Source organism: Streptomyces sp. SID5464 (assembly GCF_009862985.1).
Taxonomy (GTDB): Bacteria; Actinomycetota; Actinomycetes; order Streptomycetales; family Streptomycetaceae; genus Streptomyces; species Streptomyces chartreusis_D.
This window is the reverse complement of sequence record NZ_WWIQ01000003.1, coordinates 64218-87989: the sequence shown is the minus strand read 5'-3', so window position 1 is coordinate 87989 and position 23772 is coordinate 64218. Positions and strand designations below refer to the sequence as shown.

General features: G+C 72.7%; 17 protein-coding genes. 13 read left to right on the top strand and 4 right to left on the bottom strand.

Annotation, left to right across the window (positions count from 1 at the left end; translation table 11 throughout):
- The first annotated feature begins 273 nt into the window (after positions 1 to 273).
- From GTY47_RS02575 to GTY47_RS02550, 6 genes are all read left to right on the top strand, one after another.
- Entirely contained in the window at positions 274 to 1803 is a 1530-nt protein-coding gene (locus tag GTY47_RS02575) for an acyl-CoA carboxylase subunit beta (protein WP_010038119.1), read from the top strand.
- Positions 1804 to 1972: 169 nt separating this feature from the next.
- Positions 1973 to 3733 carry a fatty acyl-AMP ligase gene (locus tag GTY47_RS02570; protein WP_010038117.1) on the top strand — a complete coding sequence of 587 codons (1761 nt, stop codon included), beginning with the start codon at positions 1973 to 1975 and terminating at the stop codon, positions 3731 to 3733.
- Positions 3730 to 7755: a type I polyketide synthase gene (locus tag GTY47_RS02565; protein WP_010038115.1), complete on the top strand. Its 4026-nt coding sequence runs from the start codon at positions 3730 to 3732 to the stop codon at positions 7753 to 7755. The genes GTY47_RS02570 and GTY47_RS02565 overlap by 4 nt, the downstream gene beginning before the upstream one ends.
- A gap of 21 nt (positions 7756 to 7776) precedes the next feature.
- Complete coding sequence (locus tag GTY47_RS02560; RefSeq protein WP_010038113.1) at positions 7777 to 8733, top strand: alpha/beta hydrolase family protein; 957 nt, start codon at positions 7777 to 7779, stop codon at positions 8731 to 8733.
- 122 nt (positions 8734 to 8855) lie between these two features.
- Entirely contained in the window at positions 8856 to 10076 is a 1221-nt protein-coding gene (locus tag GTY47_RS02555) for a PucR family transcriptional regulator (RefSeq protein ID WP_010038111.1), read from the top strand.
- A 138-nt stretch (positions 10077 to 10214) separates the two neighbouring features.
- Positions 10215 to 10856 (top strand): cutinase family protein, encoded by a 642-nt coding sequence (locus GTY47_RS02550; protein WP_010038108.1) that lies wholly within the window; start codon positions 10215 to 10217, stop codon positions 10854 to 10856.
- A gap of 67 nt (positions 10857 to 10923) precedes the next feature.
- Here the strand turns inward: GTY47_RS02550 and GTY47_RS02545 are convergent, their stop codons facing one another.
- Complete coding sequence (locus GTY47_RS02545; RefSeq protein WP_231911203.1) at positions 10924 to 12645, bottom strand: hypothetical protein; 1722 nt, start codon at positions 12643 to 12645, stop codon at positions 10924 to 10926.
- A 201-nt stretch (positions 12646 to 12846) separates the two neighbouring features.
- Here GTY47_RS02545 and GTY47_RS02540 point away from each other — a divergent pair, with 201 nt between their 5' ends.
- A complete protein-coding gene (locus GTY47_RS02540) occupies positions 12847 to 13077 on the top strand; it encodes a hypothetical protein (RefSeq protein WP_029181052.1) in 231 nt (76 codons plus the stop codon).
- A gap of 50 nt (positions 13078 to 13127) precedes the next feature.
- Here the strand turns inward: GTY47_RS02540 and GTY47_RS02535 are convergent, their stop codons facing one another.
- Entirely contained in the window at positions 13128 to 13982 is an 855-nt protein-coding gene (locus GTY47_RS02535) for an aldo/keto reductase (protein WP_010038102.1), read from the bottom strand.
- Between the two features lie 176 nt (positions 13983 to 14158).
- Here GTY47_RS02535 and GTY47_RS02530 point away from each other — a divergent pair, with 176 nt between their 5' ends.
- Both GTY47_RS02530 and GTY47_RS02525 read left to right on the top strand, forming a co-directional pair.
- Positions 14159 to 14572: a VOC family protein gene (locus tag GTY47_RS02530; protein ID WP_010038101.1), complete on the top strand. Its 414-nt coding sequence runs from the start codon at positions 14159 to 14161 to the stop codon at positions 14570 to 14572.
- A 234-nt stretch (positions 14573 to 14806) separates the two neighbouring features.
- Positions 14807 to 15808: a substrate-binding domain-containing protein gene (locus GTY47_RS02525; RefSeq protein ID WP_010038099.1), complete on the top strand. Its 1002-nt coding sequence runs from the start codon at positions 14807 to 14809 to the stop codon at positions 15806 to 15808.
- An 11-nt stretch (positions 15809 to 15819) separates the two neighbouring features.
- On the opposite strand, the gene GTY47_RS02520 is transcribed toward GTY47_RS02525, so the two are convergent.
- Positions 15820 to 16821, bottom strand: coding sequence for a LacI family DNA-binding transcriptional regulator (locus GTY47_RS02520; protein ID WP_010038097.1), 1002 nt, complete (start codon positions 16819 to 16821; stop codon positions 15820 to 15822).
- A gap of 221 nt (positions 16822 to 17042) precedes the next feature.
- Between GTY47_RS02520 and GTY47_RS02515 the strand changes: the two genes are divergently transcribed.
- Genes GTY47_RS02515 through GTY47_RS02500 form a run of 4 tightly spaced genes read left to right on the top strand, consistent with a single transcriptional unit; the run spans position 17043 to position 21359 of the window.
- Complete coding sequence (locus GTY47_RS02515; protein WP_010038093.1) at positions 17043 to 17993, top strand: TIM barrel protein; 951 nt, start codon at positions 17043 to 17045, stop codon at positions 17991 to 17993.
- Positions 17994 to 18002: 9 nt separating this feature from the next.
- A complete protein-coding gene (locus GTY47_RS02510) occupies positions 18003 to 19445 on the top strand; it encodes a sugar porter family MFS transporter (RefSeq protein ID WP_010038091.1) in 1443 nt (480 codons plus the stop codon).
- Between the two features lie 28 nt (positions 19446 to 19473).
- Positions 19474 to 20493, top strand: coding sequence for a Gfo/Idh/MocA family oxidoreductase (locus tag GTY47_RS02505; protein WP_010038085.1), 1020 nt, complete (start codon positions 19474 to 19476; stop codon positions 20491 to 20493).
- On the top strand, positions 20490 to 21359 hold the full coding sequence (locus GTY47_RS02500) for a sugar phosphate isomerase/epimerase (RefSeq protein ID WP_010038082.1): 870 nt from the start codon (positions 20490 to 20492) through the stop codon (positions 21357 to 21359). The genes GTY47_RS02505 and GTY47_RS02500 overlap by 4 nt, the downstream gene beginning before the upstream one ends.
- A 69-nt stretch (positions 21360 to 21428) precedes the next feature.
- On the opposite strand, the gene helR is transcribed toward GTY47_RS02500, so the two are convergent.
- Entirely contained in the window at positions 21429 to 23588 is a 2160-nt protein-coding gene (gene helR, locus GTY47_RS02495; RefSeq protein WP_010038080.1) for an RNA polymerase recycling motor ATPase HelR, read from the bottom strand.
- Between the last annotated feature and the right edge of the window lie 184 nt (positions 23589 to 23772).

Here is a 23772-nt window from a genome sequence, read left to right as displayed (position 1 = left end):
TCCAGCGTGGACGCCGGTCGGCCCGAGGTCCAATAGAAGAAGGAGAACGCATTCAGCACTCGGGCAGCTGAATCGCGCCGGCCCCCTCGGCGGCCGGACCGGCGGTGCTTGTCACGCGGGGATGAAAGCCCGCGTCGATGGACTCATCTCCCCCACACAGAACGGCGATCCGCCCGGCGCTCCCCCACCTCGCTGCCATATTCGAGAACCGCTTCGGAGGTGGTTGTGAGCACAGACGTGACAGCATCCGGTCCGGGGGAGACGGCGGCGCACGTGCCCGGGAGTACCGCGGAGCGCGTCGCCGGCCTGGAACGCCGCCGGGGCCAGGCGGTGGCCCCGGGCGGGCCGCGCGGACGCGGGGAGTTCTCGGCCCGCGAGCGGATCGAACGGCTCGTGGACAAGGACTCCTTCACGGAGACCGGCCTGTTCGTCCGGGCCCGGCCCGCCGCGGAGGTCGGCACCCGCCGTCCCTACGGCGACGGGGTGATCACCGGGTACGGCACGGTCGACGGCCGCCCGGTGTGCGTGTTCGCCCAGGACTCCACGGTGTTCGGCGGCAGCATGGGCGAGGCCTTCGGCGAGAAGACCGTCGCGCTGATGGATCTCGCCCTGAAGACCGGCTGCCCGGTGATCGGACTCAACGACTCCGGCGGTGCCCGCATCCAGGAGGGTGTCGCCTCGCTCGCCCTCTACGCCGAGCTGGTGCGCCGCAACGTCAAGGCGTCCGGGGTGATCCCGCAGATCTCGGTCGTCCTGGGGCCGTGCGCGGGCGGCGCAGCCTACTCGCCGGCGATCACCGACTTCACGGTGATGGTGGACGGCGCCTCGCACATGTTCGTCACCGGCCCGGACGTCATCGAGACGGTCACCGGCGAGCGCACCACGGCCGAGGAACTGGGCGGCGCCCGCACCAGCAACACCGTCAACGGCAACGCCCACTTCCTGGCCGCCGACGAGGAGGACGCCCTCGACACCGTGCGCGACCTGCTGTCGTACCTGCCGGCCAACAACCTGGAACGGCCCCCGGAGTACGCCCCCGGGCACGCCCCGCCGGGGGCGACGCTCGACGAGGTCGTCCCGGACCGGCTGGGCGAGGCGTACGACATGCGGGTGATCCTGCACGCCGTCGTCGACGACGGTGAACTGCTCCAGGTGCAGGAGCTGTTCGCACCGAACATCATCTGCGCCCTCGCCCGGATCGAGGGCCGCTCGGTGGGTGTCGTCGCCAACCAGCCGCTGCACGCCGCCGGGGTCCTCGACATCGACGCCTCCGAGAAGGCGGCGCGGTTCGTGCGGTTCTGCGACGCGTTCGGCATCCCGCTGCTGACCTTCGCCGACGTGCCCGGCTATCTGTCCGGGGTACGGCAGGAGCGGGCCGGCATCATCCGGCGCGGAGCGAAGCTGCTGTACGCCTATGCCGAGGCGACCGTCCCCAAGGTCACGGTCGTGGTGCGCAAGGCGTACGGCGGCGGATACGCGGTGATGGGCTCCAAGCATCTGGGCGCCGACGTGAACCTCGCCTGGCCCACCGCCCGTATCGCCGTCATGGGCGCCGAGGGGGCCGTGGGCGTTCTGCACCGGCGGGAACTCGCCGCGGCCGACGACCCCGAGGCGTTGCGCGCCCGCTTGCTCACCGCATACGAGCGCACCCACGGCACGCCCTATCTCGCCGCCGAACGCGGCTATGTCGACGCCGTCATCGCGCCGCGCGAGACGCGGGAGCAGGTCTGCCGCGCGCTGCGGGCCCTGCGTGGCAAACGCGCGCCGATGCCGGAACGCCGACACGGCAACATCCCGCTCTGACCTCCCCGTTCGCGCCCCGCGACCGATCCGCACCGCAATCCGATCCGCACCGCAATCCGATCCGCACCGCAATCCGATCCGCACCGCAATCCGATCCGCACCGAGAGCCGATGCGCGCCGTACGCGCGATGCGCCGTACGCCGATCCGCGCCGTGAGGAGCCCCGCCTGATGGACAGCCGCCGCCCCCCGCTCGCGCCCGTGTGCCCCACGTTGCCGGAGTACGTCCGGCACTGGGCCGAAAGCACCCCGGACCGCCGGGCGTTCACCTTCGTCGAGCACCCGGCACCGCACTCGCGCGGCGTTCACCGCACGCTGACCTGGCGCCGCCTGGACGTGCGCGTGCGGGCGCTGGCCGCGCGGCTCGCCGGTCAGGCCGGTCCGGGAGACCGGGTCGCGCTGCTGTGTCCGCAGGGCACGGAGTACGTGACCGCCTTCCTCGCGGCCCTGGCCGCCGGGACGGTCGCCGTGCCGCTGTATCCGCCGGGGTTGCCCGGGCACGCGGACCGGCTCGCGGGTGTCCTGGCCGACGCGCGTCCCTCGACCGTCGTGACCACGAGCCGCTGTCTGGACGAGGTGCGTGACGTCCTCGGGCCCGACGGACCGCGGATCGTCGTGGCGGACCAGGTGCCCGACGACGCCTCCCGGGACTGGCGGCCCGTCCCGCCGGACGCCGAGGCGACCGCCTATCTGCAGTACACCTCCGGTTCGACCCGCGCCCCGGCGGGGGTGGAGATCAGCCACGGCAACGTCGTCGCCAACGCCCGCCAGGCACTCACCGCCTACGGTGCCGACGCCCGCCCGGTGACCTGCGTGGGCTGGCTGCCGCTCTACCACGACATGGGACTGGTGCTCAGCGTCGCGGCCCCGGTGGCACGAGGGCTGCTGTCGGTGCTGATGGACCCGGCGGCCTTCCTGCACGAGCCGGTGCGCTGGCTGCGGCTGCTCTCCGCGCACCCGGACGCGGTGAGCGCCGCGCCCAACTTCGCCTACGACTACTGCGCCGCGAGCGTCTCCGCCGACCAGAAGGAGGGGCTGCGGCTGGACCGGGTGACGGCTCTGATCAACGGCAGTGAGCCGGTCCGCCCGGGCACGGCCGACCGTTTCCACGCCGCGTTCGCCGGTCAGGGCCTGGCACCGGAGACCCACTGCCCGTCGTACGGGCTGGCCGAGGCGACCGTGTTCGTCTGCGCGGCCCGGCCGGGTGAGCCGCTCAGCCGGTTCGCGCTCGACCGTGACGCCCTGGCCGCCGGCAAGGCCCTGCCGGCGCGGCCGGACGATCCACGGGCGGTGCTGCTGGCGGGCTGCGGCACTCCGGCGGGCCAACGGGTCCGGGTCGCCGACCCGGTGACCCGGGCCCTGCTGTCGGAGGGCGAGGTCGGCGAGATCTGGGTGCAGGGGCCGAATGTCGGCCGGGGCTACTGGAACCGGGGACCGGGGGACGTCTTCGGCGCCGAGTTCGCGGACACCGCGGCCGCTCCGGGCGGCTGGCTGCGCACGGGTGATCTCGGGACGGTTCTGGAGGGGCAGCTGGTCGTCACGGGGCGGTTGAAGGACCTGATCATCGTCGACGGCCGGAACCACTATCCGCAGGACGTCGAGGCGACGGCCCAGGACGCGGACCCGGCGGTGCGCCGGGACCGGCTCGCGGCGTTCGCCGTGCCGGGCAACGGGGTCGAGCGGGTGGTGATCGTGGCGGAGCACGCGCGGACCGCGCGCCTCGCCGAGCTCGACGTGCCGGCCGTGGTGCGTGCCGTGCGCGGTGCCGTCTCCGCCCGGCACGGGCTGCGGCTCGCCGACGTCGTCGTCGTGCCGCCGGGCACGGTGCCGCGTACCTCCAGCGGGAAGGTGTCGCGGGCTCTGACCCGGGCCCGGTACCTGGAGGGCGCGTACGGCGGGCAGGCCGGCACGGCGACGGGTGCCGCGGGATGAGGCCGCTCGACGAGGGCGCGCTGCGCCGGCTGATCGCCGAACGGGTGGCCCTCTGGTACGGCGCCTCGCCCGAGAACGTTCCGATGGACCGGCCGCTCGCCGACCTCGGCATGTCCTCGCGGGACGCCGTCGCCCTGGCCGGTGAACTGTCGAGGGCCACGGGCCGCGAGCTGCCGACGACGCTGCTGTGGGAGACGCCCACCGGTGAGGCGCTGGTGGCGCGGCTGTGCCGCACCGAAGGCTCGGGGGCCCCGGAGGCCTCGAAAGCCCTGCATGTCCCAGGAGCCTCGGCTGCCTCGGGAACCGGGGCAGCGCCCGGGCCGCGGGCCGGGCTGGCGGGCGGGACGGCCGAGCCGGTCGCCGTGGTCGGGGTCGGCTGCCGGCTGCCCGGCGGGGTGCACGGCCCGGACGGCTACTGGCGGCTGCTGAGCGAGGGCGGCGACGCGATCCGGCGCGTCCCGGAGGACCGCTGGCGTGACTTCACCGCCTTTCCGCCCGCCGACGCCCATCCGTACGGCGGCTATCTCGACGACGTCGCCGGGTTCGACGCGGACTTCTTCCGCATCACCCCGCGCGAGGCGGCGGTGATGGACCCCCAGCAGCGGATCCTGCTGGAGGTCGTCCACGAGGCGCTCGACCACGCCGCCGTGCCGGCCGGGTCCCTGGCGGGCACCGCGACGGGGGTGTTCGTCGGGGTGTCGGCCGCCGAGTACGGGCAGCTCACGGGCGCCGATCCGGCCGCCGTCGATCCCTGGGCGCCGGCCGGGGGCGCGCTGAGCGTGACCGCCGGACGGCTCGCCTACGTCCTGGACACGCGGGGGCCGAGCCTGGCCGTCGACACGGCCTGCTCCTCCTCGCTGGTCGCCGTGCACCACGCCTGCGTCAGCCTGCGCACGGGCGAGAGCGACATCGCGATCGCCGCCGGGGTCAACCTGCTGCTGTCGCCGGCCGTCACCGTCGCCTTCCGCAGAGCGGGCGCGCTCGCACCGGACGGGCGGTGCAAGCCGTTCTCGGCGGCGGCCGACGGCATCGGGCGCGGCGAGGGCTGCGCCGCCGTGATCCTGAAGCGGCTGTCCGACGCGGAGCGGGACGGCGACCGTGTCCTGGCCGTCGTCCGCGCCACCGCCGTCAACTCCGACGGCCGCTCGAACGGCCTGATGGCGCCCAACCCCTCAGCCCAGCGGGCGCTGCTGGAGAGCGCGTACGCGCGGGCGGGGCTCGCGGCGGCCCGTGTCGACTACGTGGAGGCGCACGGCACCGGCACCCCGCTGGGCGACCCGATCGAGGCGGGCGCGCTGGGCGCGGTGCTCGGCGCGGACCGCGACCCGGACCAGCCCCTGCTGCTGGGTTCCGTCAAGGGCAACCTGGGGCATCTGGAGTCCGCCGCCGGCATCGCGGGCCTGGTGAAGACCGTGCTGGCCCTGCACCACGACAGCATCCCGCCGTCCCTGCACTGCGCGGAGGACACGTCCCTCGCCGACGAGCGGCTGAGGGTGGTGACCGAGCCGGAGCCCTGGCCCCGCTACAGCGGCACCGCCCTCGCGGGGGTCTCCGGGTTCGGCTTCGGCGGCACCAACGCGCATGTGGTGCTGGAGGAGGGGCCGCCCGGCCTTGTCCCCGTGCGGCCGGCCGAAGAGGCCGTGGCGTGCGTGCACGTGCTGTCCGACCTCGACGCGGGGCGCGTCCGCGACACGGCGGGGCGGCTCGCCGACTGGCTGCGCCAGCACACCGCGTACCCCGCCGACGTGGCCCGGACCCTGGCCGGGCGCTCCGGCCGAGGTCCCGTACGCGCCGCCGTGGTCGCCCGGGACCGCGCCGAACTCTCCGCGGCACTGGTCGCGTTGGCGGCGGGCCGCCCGGACGCGCGGGTGGTGACCGGTGACCGCGACCGGGTGGGGCGCGGCACGGTGTGGGTCTTCTCCGGCTACGGCAGCCAGTGGCCCGGCATGGGGCGCAGGCTGCTGGCCGAGGAACCCGCGTTCGCCGCCGCCGTGGAGAAACTCGACCCGCAGCTCGCCCCGGAGTGCGGCCTGTCCCTGTACGACCACCTGTCCTCCGGGGCCGGCCTCGACCGCCTGGACGTCGCCCAGCCCGTGCTGTTCGGCCTTCAACTGGCACTCGCCGAGCTGTGGCGTTCGTACGGGGTCGAGCCCGCCGCGGTGGTCGGCCATTCCATGGGCGAGGTCGCGGCGGCGGTGTGCGCGGGCGCGCTGGACGTGGCGGACGGGGCGCGTGTCATCGCCGTACGGGCCCGGCTGCTGAGCGGACTGAGCGGCGGCGCGATGGCCGTGGTGGACCTGGACGACGCCGAACTGGAGTCCCTGGAGCGGGACTTCCCGGATGTGCACGTCGCCGTGCACTCCTCCCCCCGGCAGAAGGTCGTCACGGGCGGGGAGGCCTCGGTGGCCGGGCTCGTGCGCCGGCTGGAGGGACAGGGCCGGGCAGCCCGGGCCATGCGGGTCGTCGGCGCCGGGCACTCGCCCCAGGTCGACGCGCTGCTGCCGGATCTCGCCGAGGCGCTGTCCGGCGTCCGGGGCCGGCGGCCGCGTGTCCCGGTGTACTCCACCGTCCTCGACGATCCGCGCGGCGACTGCGTGTTCGACGCGGCCCACTGGGCGGCCAACCTCAGGCGGCCCGTCCGTCTGGACCGGGCGCTCGCGGCGGCCGCGGCCGACGGCCACACGGCGTTCGTCGAGATCTCACCCCACCCGGTGCTGACCGGGGCCGTCGCCGACACCGTGCCCGGCGCGCTCGCCCTGGCCACCCTGCGCCGGGACGCCGACGGGGCGGAGGCGTTCGCCGGGCAGCTGGGCGCCCTGTACGTGGCGGGCCACCGGCTGCCCGTGCCGCCCGGCCGGGTCGTCGACCTGCCGCTGCCCCGGTGGCGGCACGTACGCCACTGGTGGACGGACGGACGAGCCCGCACCGAGCCGGCCCCGCAACCGGCGGAATCTCCCGCCGAGGCGGCGGATCCCTCGTCGGTCCTGGCCCGGCTGACCCACCACATCGCCTCCGTCACCGGCCATCCGCCCACCCGGGTCGCCCCGGACACCGCCCTGGCCGATCTGGGCCTGGACTCGCTGATGGCCGTCCGGGTCCGCACGGCCGTGGAGCGGGAGTTCGGCATCGAACTGTCCCTGCGCGACCTGTTCGCCGCCGCCACGGTCGAGGACGCCGCCGCCCGGATCCGGCACGCCCTCCCCGGTGAGGACACCCCGCTGCGCCCGCTGCGCGCCACCGGTTCGAGGCCACCGCTGTTCCTCGTCCACGCGGCCGGCGGCCCGGTCACCGTCTACCGGGCGCTCGCCGAACGGCTCGGGCAGGACCGGCCGGTGTACGGGCTGGAGCGGATCGAGGAGGCCGGGACCGTGCCGGAGAAGGCGCGGCGCTACGCCGAGGCGATCGACGCCGCCCACCCGGACGGGCCCTGCCTGCTGGGCGGTTGGTCCTTCGGCGGCTTCGTCGCCCAGGAGATCGCGCGGCAGCTGACCGCCGCCGGACGGGACGTGCCGCTGGTCGTGCTCCTCGACTCCGTACGCCCCCTCCTCCGGCCCGGCGTGACGCGCGCCGAGCGGATCCGGGCGCATTTCGAGGGCTTCGCCGGCCACGTCGCCGACGCCTACGGGGTGCGGCTGGAGTTGCCGTACGACGATCTCGTGGCCATGGACGACGACCGGGACCGCATCGACACCGTGCTGCGGGCGCTGCGCCAGGCCGCCGACGTGCCGCCCGCGGCGCTGGAGCACCAGCGCGCCTCCTACCTGGACATGGGCATCGGGGAGTCGCACCGGCCCGGGGGGTACGACGGGCCGGTCGTGCTCTACCGGGCCACCGAACCCGCGTCCCACACCGTGCGCGACCCGGCGTACGAACGGGACGACGAGGCGCTGGGCTGGGACGAGGTGTGCCCGCGCCTGGAGGTCGTGCCGGTGGCCGGTCACCATCTGTCGCTGCTCGATCCGCCGCACGTCGACGAGATCGCCGCCCATCTCAACCGGGTGCTCGCCGAGCGGGCCCCCTGAAAACCGACCCGAGGAGCCGTCATGCCCGACCTGCCGCCGAAGCCCGCTGCCGGAGTCTCCCGGCGCACTGTCGCCAGAGCGACGGCCGCCGCCGGCCTCGCCGTCCTGTTCGGGGCCGCGGGCGGCACGGGCCGTGCCGGGGCCGCCGCCCGGCTCGGGCCGCGCACGCTGGACGTGTCCGTGCCCTCCGCCGCGCTCGGCCGCAGCGCCCCGGTCCGGCTGATCCTGCCGTCGGACTTCGGTGCGCGGCCGGAGCGGACGTATCCCGTGCTGTATCTGCTGCACGGCGCCCACGACGACTACAGGTCCTGGACCCGGGAGACCGACATCGAGGCCTTCACCGAAGGCCGCGACCTGATCGTGGCGATGCCGGACGCGGGCCCGACCGGCATCCCCAGCGTCTGGCGTGACGGCCCCGACTACGAGACGTTCCAGGTGAAGGAGGTGCCGGCGCTGCTCGCCCGGGACTACCGGGCCTCCGGTGTACGGGCGGTCGCCGGTGTCTCCACCGGCGGTTACGGCGCGATGGCCCACGCGGCCCGCCACCCCGGGGCGTTCACGGCCGCGGCCTCCTACAGCGGCATCCTCGACACCACCGCCCCGGGCGTTCCCGCCATCATGGACGCCATCGTGGCCCGTGAGAACCTGCCCGCCGCGTCGCTGTGGGGCCATCCGCTGCTGAACCTCCTGACCTGGCGGGACTTCAATCCGAGGGCCCGCGCCGCGGGGCTGCGCGGCACCGCCCTGTACGTGTCGCAGGGCAGTGGAGTGGGCGGCGGCAGCGGCGACCCGCTGCCCGGGGTGCTGGAGAGCGCCCTGTGGCCCTCGGCGCAGGGCTTCGCCGGCGCGCTCACCCGCCTGGGCATCCGCGCCACCACGCACTTGTACTCGGGAGGAGGACACGACTGGGCTTACTGGAAGCGGGAGTTCACCGCCTCGTGGCCGATGCTCGCCCGTGCTCTGGGTGTGCCGGAGTGACGGGGGTGCCGTCGGGGCACGGAACGGAGCGCAGGGGTCGTCCGTCCAACACAGGACTTGCCCCTCGTCCCAGCGGCAACAGTCCGCGGGTGAGCCGCTTCCGGCCGAAAGGAGTGCCCGTGATGGCTGTGCCCACCCCGCACGGGGTGCCGGACCGCCCCCGTACGCCACCGGTGCCGCCCGAGCTGGCGGAGCTGCTGCGCGCCCAGCTGGCGGCAGTCGCCGACCAGGTGGAGGAGGAGGTCCGCCGTCAGGTCCCCGAGTACGCGCGGCCCGCCGACGGGCCGTACGGCAGGAACCTGCGGGCCGGGGTGGTGCAGGCGCTGACCCTGTTCGTCGATCACATCGCCGACCCGCGCGACGACGGGGGCGCGATCGCGACGACGTACTACGAACTGGGGCGCGGCGAGGCCCTGGAGGGCCGCAGCCTGGACGCGTTGCAGTCCGCGCTGCGGGTCGGGGGGCTGCACGCCTGGCGGCTGATGGGTCACACGGCGGAGGAGCTCGGCCTCGACTCCACGGTCGTGGCGGCTCTGGGCGAGCTGGCGTTCCGGACCGTGCACGAGGTCGCCCAGGCGGCCGCGGCCGGCTACGCGGAGGCCCAGCTGCGCAGCTCGGACGAGTTGGAGCGGCGCCGCAGGCGGCTGCTGGACCTGCTGCTGCAGGACGGGCCGGTGGTGCTGGAGGCCGTGCAGGACCTGGCGCACGGCGCGCGCTGGCCGGTGCCCCGCACGGTCGCCGTCGTGGCGCTCGCGGCGGCGCCGGACCGGCGGGAGGAGGACCGGCCGCTGGCCGCGGCGGGCGCGCTGGTCGACATGGAGTCCCGGCCGCCGCGCATGCTGGTGCCCGATCCGGACGGCTCCGGCCGCTTCGGCGGCCGGGCGTTCACGCTCGCGCTGCGCGGCCGGCCCGCCGCGATCGGCCCGACGGTCGCGGTCACCGACGCCGCGCAGTCGCTGCGCCTCGCCACCCGGGCGCTCGGGCTGATGGGCCGCGGGGTCCTCCCCCGCCAGGGCGTGGTGCGGTGCGCCGACCATCTGTCGACGCTGTTGCTGTACGGCGACGAGCCGCTGCTCGAACGGCTCCAGGCGCGGGTCCTCGCGCCGCTCGACACGGTCTCGGCCGGGCAGCGCGACCGGCTCGCCGAGACGCTGCTGGCGTGGCTGCTCAGCGGCAGCAACGTGCCGGACGTCGCCACACGGCTGCACATCCACCCGCAGACGGTCCGCTACCGCCTGCGCCAGCTGGAGAAGCTCTTCGGCGACGCCCTGCACGACCCGGAAACCCGCCTCGATCTGATTCTCGCGTTGCGCGCGGAGTCACTGCGCACACCACAGAACTGAATCCCGGTACTCAATTCTCAATAAAAAACCGCGGCGATTCCATAATCCCGTCCATAACACTCCGGGAGACACAGCGAATACGTTCGGGCCGTCCTTTTTCGCAGGCGCTCCACGCGCCTCACCCGCGGAGGATCCCCCATGCGTATCCGTTTGTGTCTCGCCGCGCTCTCACTGGTCGGCGGGGCCGGTCTGGCCACCCTCTCGGCTCCCTCGGCCACGGCCGCGGCCTGCTCTGACGTGGAAGTCGTCGCAGCGCGCGGCACCTTCGAGCCGGGCACGCTCGGCTTCATCGTCGGCGACCCCGTGTATTCCGCACTCCAGAAGAAAGCGGCGGGCAAAAGCATGTCCAGCTACAAGGTGAACTATCCGGCGGACCTTTCCCCGACGTCTGCCGCGCAGGGCAACGCGGACCTGGTGAACCATGTGAGGAGCCAGGCCGCCGCCTGTCCGAATCAGCGGTTCGTTCTCGTCGGCTATTCGCAGGGCGCGAACGTCGTCGACAACTCGATCGGCATCAGCAGCGCGGGCGCGGTGGTCGGCAGCCCGATCGTGGCGACGCTGCCCGCGGCGGTCGAGCCGAAGGTCGCCGCGGTGCTGCTGTTCGGCAACCCGATCCGGGCCCTCGGCAAGAGCGTCACCGGCACGTACCAGAGCCGCACCCTGGACATCTGCGCCAAGGGAGACCCCGTCTGCGAGAGCGGCGGCGGCGATGTCGGGGCGCACCTCGGCTACCGTGACGACGCCGACCGGGCGGCCACGTTCGCCGCGGGCAGGCTCTGATCTCCGGCAGGCAACCGAAGGGCCCGGGAGGCTTTCCTCCCGGGCCCTTTCGCGCGTGCGCGGAAGGTCAGCGCGGCGAGCGCGCGAAGGCGGCGAGGCTGGTGGAGACGGTCTCGGGCCGGCCGTTGTTCTGGGTGGGCGCGGCGGTCAGGACGTCGAGGTGCTGGTAGCCCTGGGCGACCACGGGGTGGAGCTCGGCCGGGACCCGGCCGGCCAGGAGTCCCTCACCGGCGAGGACGGTGAGCACCGGGTTGGCGGTGAGGCCGCCGGGATGGACGACGAGCTTCTTGACCTGAGGCGAGGTGGACAGCTGGATGTCCGTCACCAGCTTGGTCGGGAAGTACTGCTCGGTGAAGTCCAGCGGCTGCTCGGCCAGGCTGCGGGCCAGTTGCCGCACGTCGGTGACCTCCTCGCCGGCGCCGGTGAACGGCGTGCCGTCGGCCGACCGGTGGCCGGGGTCGTCGGGGTCGCCGACGCGGTCGTAGTTGCGCCAGGTGTAGAGCGGCCCCTGCGGCCGGTCCGGGATGGCCTTGTACGCGGTGCCGTACAGGCCGGGCTGCTGCGCGCCGCCGTTGGCCACGGGGAAGCTCTTGTCGGCGATCGGCCCGCCGTCGAAGAAGCCGACGCTGGTCTGGAGGAACGCCAGCGGTACGGAGTTGTCGTCCAGCAGTGCCCCGAGCACCGCCCCGTTGGTGAGGCGGAAGTCCTTCACGGCGGGCTTGCCGGTGAGGAAGGCGGCGGTGTCCTTGGAGAACAGGAAGCGGTGGGTCGCCTCGATGTTGAGGTTGGAGGGCAGGTACCGGGGCAGGTCGGCCTCGGCTTCCGGGTCCTTGAGGGCGCCCATCCCGGCGATGCCGAGCAGGGTCATGGTCTCGGGGTTGAGCAGCACCGGCGCGGACAGCGTGCGCGGCAGCACCCCGCTGTCGAGCCCGGCTTGGATCACGCCGTAACCGAGGCCGATGTCGGGCAGGTTGGTGTCGTCCGGCAGGCTGCCGCTGAGGTCGGCGAGCGAGGTGGAGACGGTGGTGTCGAGGGCGAAGTAGCCGGCGCACTGGTTGTGGCCCGCGTCCGCCGTGGTGGCCCGGTCGCCGTCGAAGTCGGCGGCGGCGAAGTACCCGGTGATCACACCGCCCAGCGAGTGCCCGCCGCACAGCACCTTCCGCTTGCGCTGCGTGGGGTCGGGCAACTCGGCGGTGAGCAGGTCGTACTGGTCGCGTACGGTCTGCTCGATCCCGAGCTTCGCCATCCACCCCAGTTCCGCGTTGCCGGCGTAGCCGCCGAAGGTCCGGCCGTCGACCTGCTTGCCGCGGTAGTAGTAGTCGACGGCGGTGTGCTGGTCGCCCGAGGCGATGCCGGTGCGGTCCTCCAGGCAGTTGGAGCGCCGGTCCAGCGCCCAGAACTCGATGTGCAGGCCCTGCTCGGCGGCCCGCGCCACGGTGTTGCGGGCCACGCTGTCGAACGCCCCGGCTCCTTCCAGGATGCCGGGCTGGGCGACGAGGATCCGGTCCGCGTCGGCCGAGGCGGCCGGACCGTCGGCGGAGCGGTAGCGCAGGTACGACAGCCAGTCGCAGGCGGCCGGACGCGGCCCGGCCGACTCCGGCAGCGGCGTCCTCACCCGCACCAGCGACTCCGTCACCCCGGTCACCGGCGACGTCGACGCGACCGGCGTCTCGGTCCGCGCGCCCTCGGCCCGGGCTCCCGGGGCGGCGGCCGTGAGCGTCCCGGCGGTCAGCAGCACCGCCAGTGCGGCACCGCGCCACTTCCCTCTTGTCCTTTGGTTCATGTCCATGCCACGGACGCTAGGACCGCGGAGGGAGGGCGCTCAGGGGGTGCTGATGAGAACTCAGTTTCCGGATCGGGCCTTGTCACCGGCGCACAGGCCCTCGACGCCGGAGGCTCGTCCGGCGGGCCGGGCCGGATCGCATCGGCCAGGCCCCCTTATGGGCCCGGCCGAGCTGCGAACCGGCGGTTTCGGGAGCATGGTGGGGTCATGGACGGTCAACCCCCTGTGGTCGTGCAGCCGCCCGCGTCGGACGGCGGACGGCTGGTGACCATCCACGGCGAACGCATGGGCGTCGCCTACAGCCTCTTCGACGTGCTGGACCTGCTGCACCGCGAGGGCCTGCCCACCACCGACACGGCCGTCGACGACACGGAGCTGATCGAGTGGCGTGGCGGGGGCCCGTACGACTGGAACAACGGGTCGTCCGACGAGGCCTGAACCCTCGTGGAGCCCGCTTTCATACCCCCCTTGCCCGCGGGGCCCCTGTCTCAGTCCGCTGCTGAGGCGGCCCCCGCTCCCTCGGCCAGCCGGTCGAGGCGGTCGCGATGGGCGGGTGTCAGGTCGATGTCCGCCGCGGCGAGGTTCTCCTCCAGGTGCTCGATGCGGGCCGTGCCGGGAATCGGCAGGACGACCGGCGAGCGGTGGAGGAGCCAGGCGAGCGCCACCTGTGTGGGCGTGGCACCGAGGTCCGCCGCCACGGCCGCGATCTCCGCCTCGGCACCCGCCTTCCCCCAGGCGACGGGCCGCCACGGCAGGAAGGCGATCCCGGCCGCCGCGCAGGCGTCGAGCACCGGCTCGTGCTCGCGGTCGAGCAGGTTGTAGCGGTTCTGCACACTCTCGATGTCGGCGATCTCCCGGGCCCGGGCCAGTTCGTCGACGGTGACCTCCGACAGCCCGATCCGGCCGATCAGGCCCTCGGTCCGCAGGTCCCGCAGCGTACCGAGCTGGTCGGCGAGCGGTGTCGCGGGGTCGATGCGGTGCAGCTGGAGCAGCTCGATCCGCTCGACGCGCAGCCGGCGCAGGGCCTGCTCGACCTGGTCGCGCAGGGTGGCGGGCCGCCCGTCGAGCCTCCACTCGCCCTCGATGCGCGCGACACCGACCTTGGTGGTGATCAGCAGCCCCTCCGGGTAAGGGTGCAGGGCCTCGGCGAGGAGCTCCTCGTTCGCTCCCCCGCCGTACAGGTGCGCCGTGTCGATCAGCGTGACGCCCAGCTCCACGGCCCGCCGGGCGACCGCGAGGGCGTTCTCCCGGCCGGGGCCGGGCTCGGTCGGCAGATGCATGGCTCCGAAACCGAGCCGGCGCACTTCCAGGTCCCCGCCGAAGCGGAAGGTGGTCGATGTCATGAGCGCTGTCCTTCCCCTGAGCCCAAGGAGCCACACCGGCAGCGCAGTTGGGGCCGACGCCCCTCGCGGGTGCCGACGCCGTTCCGCCCCCGGCACGGCGCCGCTCGACGAGCCGTTGTCACAGCCCGGCGTTACGCTGCGCGCACATGGCCCTCGGCCCCTTCAGGGAGGTTCTCATGGTCTCGCGTCTCAACCCGTACCTGTCCTTCAACGGCGACGCCCGGCAGGCGCTGGAGTTCTACCAGGAGGTCTTCGGCGGCACCCTGACCCTCAACACATACGGCGACTTCGGCCAGGCGGAGGCCCCGAACGCCGACAAGATCATGCACGGCATGCTGGAGACCGCCGGCGGCTTCACCCTGATGGGCGCCGACAACCCACCGGGCATGGAGTCCGCGCCGGGCCAGCCTTTCTCGGTGAGCCTGAGCGGCGACGACGCCGCCGAGCTGACCGGCTACTGGGAGAAGCTGTCCGAGGGCGGCTCGGTGTCGGTACCGCTGGAGAAGCAGATGTGGGGCGACGTGTTCGGCATGTGCACGGACCGCTTCGGCGTCCCCTGGATGGTCAACATCAGCACCGCGGAGAGCTGAGCAGGACCGACCGGGGCGGTTTGGACCGTCCGCCCGCGGGGCCGCCCGCACACGCCGAGCGCTGCCGGTGTGTGCGGGCGGCCCCGTTTTGTTGGAACGTCCTGACAAAGCTGTTGACATCACCTGAAGGCGCCCGCATAGTACCTGCCACTAGAGCGCGCTAGTGGCGCGCTCCAGCTGCCTCCCCGGACCGGGCACGGCCCGCCCTCCCCAGCACACCGAGGTGCACCCGACATGCGCAGACACCACAGATCCGCCGCCCTGACCACCGCCGTCCTCGTGGGCGCCCTGCTGGCCGCCGGCTGCTCCAGCGGCTCCGGCGGGAAGCAGGCCGAGACCGGCGGCACCGACGCCGCCGGCAAGGCCACCACCCCGCGGATGACCGTCGCCATGGTCACTCACGCGGCACCCGGCGACACCTTCTGGGACCTGATCCGCAAGGGCGCCCAGGCGGCTGCGGCGAAGGACAACATCAAGCTCGTCTACTCCAGCGACCCCGTAGCCGGAAACCAGGCCAACCTGGTACAGAACGCCATCGACCAGAAGGTCGACGGCATCGCGCTCACCGCCGCCAAGCCCGACGCCATGAAGGCGGTCGTGGCCAAGGCGAAGGCGGCCGGCATCCCCGTCGTCGGCTTCAACTCGGGCCTGGACAACTGGCGGGAGCTCGGCATGCTCGAGTACTTCGGCCAGGACGAGAACATCGCCGGCCAAGCCTTCGGCGAGCGCCTCGACCAACAGGGCGCCAAGCACGCCGTCTGCGTGATCCAGGAGCAGGGCCAGGTCGCGCTGGAGGCACGCTGCGCCGGCCTGAAGAAGGGCTTCAAGGGCACGACGGAGAACCTCTACGTCAACGGCACCGACATGCCCTCCGTGAAGTCGACGCTGACGGCCAAGCTCCAGAAGGACTCCAGCATCGACCAGGTGGTCACGCTGGGCGCCCCGATCGCCATGACTGCCGTGCAGTCGGTCAAGGACGCGGGCAGCAAGGCCGAGGTCGCCACCTTCGACCTCAACAAGGACCTCGTCGGCGCCATCCAGGGCGGAGACATCCAGTTCGCCGTCGACCAGCAGCCCTACCTCCAGGGCTACCTCGCCGTGGACGCGCTGTGGCTCTACAAGACGAACGGCAACATCAGCGGCGGCGGCACCGCCCCCGTGCTCACCGGGCCGGCCTTCGTCACCAAGGACAACGTCGACAGCGTCGCCGAGTTCGCGAAGAAGGGCACGCGCTAGGCGGACACCCCCTAGGGACGCTCCGCCGGGGCAGGCCCGCTCGTTCCCCGCACCACCAGCTTCGGATCCAGCACCGCCTCCCTCGGCGGAAGTTCCCCCTTCTCCAGCCGTTCGACGGCGAAGCGGACCGCGTGCTCGGCCATGAGGGTCGCGTCCTGGCGGACGGTGGTCAGGCCGATCGGCATCAGGTGGGAGAGGTGGCTGTCGTCGTAGCCGACGACGGACAGGTCGCGGGGGACCTCGATGCCCGCCCGGGTCAGGGTCATCAGCAGCCCCATCGCACAGCGGTCGTTGCCGGCGAGGACCGCCGTCGGCAGCGGCCGCCCGCCGTCACGTTCGGCGAGCAGCAGCCGGCCGGTCTCGATACCGGACTCCTCGGTGTGCTCGCCGGGGATCACCCGCGCCAGCGCCTCCAGGCCGTGGCGGCGCATCGCGGCGCGGTAGGCACGCCGCCGCTCCGCCGAACCGGGACCGCGTCCGCCGTCGATGTGCACGATCCGCCGGTGCCCCAGCTCCACCAGGTGGTCCATGGCCTGCCGGACGCCCTTGCCCTCGGCGGAGTGCACGAAGTCGACATGGGCCTGGGGCACCCGGCGGCTGATCGAGACGGTGACCGTGCGCCGTCCGAGCTCGGCGAGGTAGCCGGGATCGGCATCCGGGCCGAGCAGGATCACCGCCTCGCAGCGGTGGCTGAGCAGCGCCTCGACCGCCTTGGCCTCGCTGCGGCCGTGGGTGGCGCCGGAGAGCAGGACGTCGTAACCGAGCCGCTCGGCCTCCGGGTAGATGCCGGTGATGAGGTCCGTGTGGAAGGTCTGGTGCACGGTGAACATCACGCCGAGCGTGCGGCTGCGGCCGCGGGCCAGCAGCCGGGCCGCGCTGTCGGGCCGGTAACCGATCTCGTCGGCGACGCGCAGGACCCGTTCCCGTGTCTCCCGACTGGCCCCCGCCTGGTTGCGGAAGACGATCGAGACGAGCGCGCGGGACACACCCGCCTTCTCGGCGACATCCGCCATCGTGGGCCGCTGCCTGCCCGATGCATCCACGTGTGAACCCACCCTCCGACGCCGACCACCCTACGGGTGTCCCGCACGGGGCCCGTACAGGGAGCCGGCAATCTCCCGGCAACAACCTATTGACATGACATTTGGACAGGGGTCATCGTACCGAACTAGAGCGCGCTAGTAGAGCGCATCAGTTCCACGCCCGCCCTTGCTCTCCCCGAAGGACTCCCACCATGGCAACGGTGCCAGCCCCGCTGCGTACGACCGTCGGCAACCTGTGCCTCGGCTCCGCCCCCGACTCCTGGGGTGTCTGGTTCCCCGACGACGAGCACCAGGTGTCGCACACCCGTTTCCTCGACGAGCTCGTCCAGGCCGGGTACGAATGGCTGGAGCTCGGCCCGTACGGCTATCTCCCCACCGACCCGCAGCGGCTGACGGCCGAACTGGACGCCCGTGGGCTGAAGGTCTCCGGCGGTACCGCGTTCGGCGCGCTGCACCGGCCCGAGGCATGGGACGAGATGCTCGCCCACGTCCGGCAGGTCGCCGCGCTGACCGCCGCCGCCGGGGCGCACCATCTCGTTTTCATCCCGCCGATGTACCGGGACGAGAAGACGGGTGCGTTCACCGAGTCGCCCGAGCTGACCGCCGAGCAGTGGGCCGGGTTCGGCCGGGCCGCCGACCGGCTGGGCAGGCTGCTGCTGGAGGAGTACGACGTACGGCTGGTCGTCCATCCGCACGCGGACAGCCACATCCAGACGCAGCCGGAGATCGAGCGGCTGCTGAACGAGTCGGACAGCCGCTACACCAACCTGTGCCTGGACACCGGGCATGTGGCGTACGGCGGCGGGGACAACCTCGACCTGATCCGCCGCTTCGGTGAGCGGGTCGGCTACGTGCACATCAAGCAGATGGACCCGGAGGTCCTGGCGCAGGTCGCGGCCGAGGACCTGTCCTTCGGCGAGGCCGTGAAGCGCGGGGTGTGCGTGTCACCCCCGGCCGGAGTGCCGAAGCCGGCCGAGGTCGTGGCCGAACTCGCGCGGCTCGACGCCGAGTTGTTCGTGATCGTCGAGCAGGACCTGTACCCGTGTGCCCCCGAGGTGCCGCTGCCGATCGCGGTGAGCACCCGTGAACACCTGGCCGGCTGCGGCCTGTCGGGTACCCGGCGCCCGAACACCGACAGGTAAGGAGCGGCCATGGACGTCACGGACGACACGACACCGGCCCCCATTCCACCACCCCCCGCCACCGCCGTCGCGGACGACGCCCCTCCGGCGGTCAGGCGGCGGCTGAGGCTGATCACGATCATCGCCACGTTCGGTGGTCTGCTCTTCGGTTACGACACCGGCGTCATCAACGGCGCCCTGCCCTACATGACCGAGGACCTCGGACTGACCCCGGTCACCGAGGGCATGGTCACCAGCTCGCTGCTGCTGGGTGCCGCGCTGGGCGCAGTGACCGGGGGCCGGTTGTCGGACGCGCGCGGCAGGCGGCGCAACATCCTGCTGCTGGCGGTGCTGTTCTTCGTCGGCGCGCTCGGCTGCACCCTCGCCCCCACGACCGAGGTGATGATCGTGGCGCGGTTCGTGCTCGGCCTCGCGGTCGGCGGCGCGTCGGTGACCGTTCCGGTGTACCTCGCGGAGGTGTCGCCCGCCGAGCGGCGCGGCGCCCTCGTCACCCGCAACGAGCTGATGATCGTCAGCGGTCAGCTGCTGGCCTTCACGTCCAACGCGATCATCGCCCAGGTCGGCGGCGAGTCCGGTGGCGTGTGGCGCTGGATGCTGGTCATCGCGACGCTGCCGGCCGTCGTGCTCTGGTTCGGCATGCTGGTGATGCCGGAGAGCCCGCGTTGGCTGGCCTCCCGGAGCCGTTTCGGGGAGGCCCTCGAAGTCCTCAAGCAGGTGCGGTCCGGGGCCCGGGCCGAGGCCGAGCTGAAGGAGGTGTCCGCGCTCGCCGTCAAGGACGAGCAGGCAAAGCTCGGCGGCTGGCAGGACATGAAGAGCACGCCGTGGGTGCGGAAGCTGATGTTCGTCGGGTTCGGCATCGCGATCGTGCAGCAGATCACCGGCGTCAACACGATCATGTACTACGGCACGCAGATCCTCACCGATGCCGGCTTCGCCGCCGACAGCGCGCTGACGGCGAACATCGCCAACGGTGTGATCTCGGTGCTGGCCACCTTCGTCGGCATCTGGCTGCTGGGCCGGGTACCGCGCCGCCCGATGCTGATGACCGGCCAGGCCGGCACGACCGCCGCCCTGTTGCTGATCGGCGTCTTCTCCCTGGTCCTGCCCTCGGGTGACACGCGGGCGTTCGCGGTGCTCGCCATGACGGTCACGTTCCTCGCCTTCCAGCAGGGCGCGATCTCCCCGGTGACCTGGCTGATGCTGTCGGAGATCTTCCCGATGCGGATGCGCGGCTTCGGCATGGGGATCGCGGCCGTGGTGCTGTGGCTGACCAACTTCGTGATCGGGCTGGTCTTCCCGTCCCTCGTCTCGGGGATCGGGATCTCCAACACGTTCTTCCTGTTCGTGGCCGCGGGCGTGCTGTCCCTCACCTTCGTGAAGCTGTACGTCCCCGAGACCAAGGGCCGCACCCTCGAAACCCTGGAAGCCGAGCTCCGGACGCGTTTCTCCTGACCTTCTGATCTTCTGCAAGGAGTTCACCATGACCGTACGCGTAGGCGTCATCGGCGCCGGAATGATCGGCCAGGACCACACCCGGCGGCTCACCGAAGTCGTCACCGGGGCCGCCGTCACGGCCGTGACCGACATCGACACCTTGCGCGCCGCCGAGGTGGCGGCCCGGGTGGGTGCCACCGCGCTGCCCACCGGCGCGGATCTCATCGCCTCCCCCGACGTGGACGCCGTCCTCGTCACCTCCTGGGGGCCCACCCACGCCGAGCACGTCCTGAACGCGATCGCGGCCGGCAAGCCGGTGTTCTGCGAGAAACCGCTGGCCACGACCGCCGAGGACTGTCTGCGGATCGTCGAGGCCGAGCGGGCGCAGGGCCGCCGCCTGGTGCAGGTCGGCTTCATGCGCCGCTTCGACGCCGGCTACCGCCAGATGAAGGAGGTCCTGTCGACCGGCTCCCTCGGGGCCCCGCTGATCGTGCACTGCGCCCACCGCAACCCGACCGTGCCGGAGTCGTACCACTCCGCCATGGCCGCCCAGGACACGGCGGTCCATGAGATCGACGTGCTGCGCTGGCTGCTCGACGACGAGATCGTCTCCGCCCAGGTGGTCACGCCGCGTGCCACGAGCAAGCGGTTCCCGCATCTCAAGGACCCGCAGATCATGATCTTCGAGACGTCCGAGGGCGTCCGGATCGACCTGGAGGTCTTCGTCAACTGCCAGTACGGCTACGACATCCAGTGCGAGGTCGTCGGCGAGGACGGCCTCGTCCGGCTGCCCGACCCGGCGGCCGTCGGGGTCCGCACGGCGGCCCGGCACGGCACGAACGTGCTGCAGGACTGGAAGGACCGGTTCGCGGAGGCCTTCGACACCGAGTTCCGCGAGTGGGTGGCGTCGGTGGCGGCCGGCACCGAGCCCACCGGCCCGTCCTCCTGGGACGGTTACGCCGCCACGGTCATCACCGACGCCGCCGTCCGGTCCCTGGAGTCCGGCGGCGAGCTCGTCACCACCGACATGAAGCCCCGCCCCGCGTTCTACGGAGGCACCGCGTGAAGATCGCCCTCGACCCCTACATGTTCCGCGCCCTGCCCATCGACGAGATGGTGCGCACGGTCGCCGAACTCGGTTACGAGTACATCGAGTTGTCGCCGCGCGAGGACTTCATGCCGTTCTTCCTGCACCCGCGGGCGGACGACGCGCGGGTGGCGGAGCTGAAGAACGCGCTGCGCACCCATGGTGTCCAGCTCTCCTCGGTTCTGCCGCTGTACAAGTGGTCCTCGCCGGACGAGACCGAGCGGCAGGCCGCCGTCCGCTACTGGAAGCGGATGATCGAGATCACCGTCGAGCTCGAATGCCCGCTGATGAACTCGGAGTTCAACGGCCGCCCCGAGCGCGCCGCCGAGAGCGAGGCCGCCTTCTGGCGCTCGCTGGAGGAGCTGCTCCCAGTGTTCGAGCGCGAAGGCATCGCTCTGAACCTGGAGGCGCATCCGGACGACTTCTGCGAGGAGAACACGCCCGCCGTCGATCTCGTCCGCGCGATCAACAAGCCGTGGGTGAACTACCTGTACTGCGCCCCGCACTCCTTCCACCTCTCCGGGGCCTCGGAGGTCGGCGCCGACATCCCGGCGATGATGCGCTACGCCGGTGACAAGCTCCAGCACGTGCACATCGCGGACTCCTTCAACCACAAGGGTTCGTCCGGCCTGCGCTACATCCTCAACCCGCCGGGCACCCCCGCCCGTGTCCACCAGCACCTCGACATCGGCCAGGGCGAGGTCGACTGGGACGCCTTCTTCGGCACGCTGCGCGAGCTGGGCTTCGACGGTGTCGCCACGTCCTGCGTCTTCGCCTGGGAGGAGCGGGCCCGGGAGTCGTCGGCCTTCATGCTGGACCGCATCCGCAAGGAGCTGGCCGCGTAGAGATGCGGACACCCCCTTGAACCTCCGGCCGGGGCCCCCACTGCGGGAGGGCCCCGGCCGGAGCCCGTGTCAGGAACTCGTGAGGACGACGAGCTGCTGGGTCGCCCGGGTCATCGCGACATAGTGGTCGACCGCTCCCTCGACGCCCGTGCCGAAGTCCTGCGGGTCGACGAGGACGACCAGGTCGAACTCCAGCCCCTTCGACAGCTCCGGGGTCAGCGACCGGACGCGGGACGACGCCGGCCGGAACGTGGGGTCGCCGATGACACAGGCGATCCCGTCGGCATGCGCGGCCAGCCAGGTGTCGAGGACCGAGGTCAGCTCCGCGGCCGGCCCGTGCACCACGGGAACGCCGCCGCTGCGGATCGACACCGGCACGTTGGCGTCCGGCAGCACGGCCCGGATGACCGGCTCGGCCTCCGCCATGATCTCCTCCGGGGTCCGGTAGTTGATGCTCAGCGAGGCCAGGTCGACCCGGTCGAACCCGACCCGCTCCAGCCGTTCCCGCCACGACTCCGTGAACCCGTGCCGGGCCTGGGCGCGGTCCCCGGCGATGGTGAAGCTGCGGGACGGGCAGCGCAGCAGCAGCATCTGCCACTCCGCGTCGGTCAGTTCCTGGGCCTCGTCCACGACGATGTGCACGAACGGTCCGGCGAGCCGGTCGGGGTCGGCCGTGGGCAGGGCGCTCTCGTCGACCAGGGAGTTGCGCATGTCCTGCCCGTGCAGCATGACCAGCACGCCTTCGCCGTCGTCGTAGCTGTGGGCCTCCAGCAGGTCGTCGATGACGTCGGCCATGCGCTCGCGCTGGGCGGCGACGGCGGCCTCCCGCCGGCGTTGGCGCCGGGACGCCTCCGGGTCGCCGAGCCGCTGCCGGGCGGCGTCCAGCAGGGGCAGGTCTGACACGGTCCAGGCCTGGGGCTGCGCGCGTTGCAGTGTGCGCACCTCGTCGCGGCTGAGCCAGGGAGCGCACATCCGCAGATAGGCCGGTACCGACCAGAGGTCCCCGACGAGGTCGGTCGCCTCCAGGACCGGCCAGGCCCGGTTGAAGGCCGTGACCAACTCCCGGTCCTGTGACAGCGACTTGCGCAGCAGGGCCTCGGAGACCTCGCCCTCGTGCTTGTCCACGAGGAGCGTGAGCAGTTCCTCCCAGACCTGGTCGCGGGCCTCGTTGTGCGGCGTGCCGGGTTCCGCCGCCTCGAACGCCACGGCCCAGTCGGCGGCGCTCAGACGGATGTCGGACCAGTGCGTCGTGACCGTCATGCTCTCGGTGGGCGGTTCCTCGTAGAACCGGACGGCCTTCTCGATCGCCCGCACCATGTCCGCGGACGACTTCAGGCGGGCCGCCTCCGGGTCGGCCTCCTCCCCGGCCGCCGCCCCCTCGTCGACGAGGTCCCGCAGGATGCAGGTCTGCACTCCCTCCTCGCCGAGGCTGGGCAGGACGTCGGCGACGTAGGACAGGTACGGCCGGTGCGGGCCGACGAACAGCACGCCGCCCCGGCGGTGCTGTCCGAGGCGCGGGTCGGAGTAGAGGAGGTAGGCGGAGCGGTGCAGGGCGACGACGGTCTTTCCGGTGCCCGGGCCGCCGTCGACGACGAGGGCGCCGCGCGAACCGGCGCGGATGATGGCGTCCTGGTCGGCCTGGATGGTGCCGAGGACGTCCCGCATCCGGGGCGAGCGGTTGGTGCCCAGGCTGGCGATGAAGGCGGACTGGTCGTCGAGCGCGGCGTGCCCGTCGAAGGCGTCGGCGGTGAACACCTCGTCCCAGTAGTCGCTGACCCGGCCGCCGCTCCAGCGGTACCGGCGACGGCCGGCGAGCCCCATCGGGTTGGCATGGGTGGCGCCGAAGAACGGCTCGGCCGCGGGGGATCGCCAGTCCACCAGCAGCCGGCGGCCCTCGCGGTCCGTGAGGCCGAGCCGCCCCACGTACACCGGCTCGGAGTCGTCGGTGCCGACCATGTGCCCGAGGCACAGGTCGAGTCCGAAGCGGCGCAGTGCGCGCAGGCGAGCGGTCAGCCGGTGGATCTCGGCGTCCCGGTCCATCGCCTGCCGTCCCTTGCCGCCGGGCGCCTTGCGCTCGGCTTCGAGACGCTCGGACAGTTCGGCGATCGACTGCTCCAGGCAGTCGGCGACGGCGGCGAAGTGCCGCTCGTCCCCGGCGATCAGCGCCGGATCGGCTTTGCGCGAGAGGCGGTCGGGAAGGTCGAACGCGCTCATGGTCAGGGGGGTCACGTCATGCTCCCGTTTCCGCAGGTCCTGGGCCTAGGCGGGACAGTGTGCGGGAGACGGGGGGCCTTGCCGCAAGACCCCCTGTGTGTTATAGCTTGAGAGTGGCAAGGAGAGGACTCCTTGCCATTTTTGGTTCGGGGCCTTTTGGGGTTCGGGGCCTTTCTGGTTCGGGCCGCTGTCCGTGCGT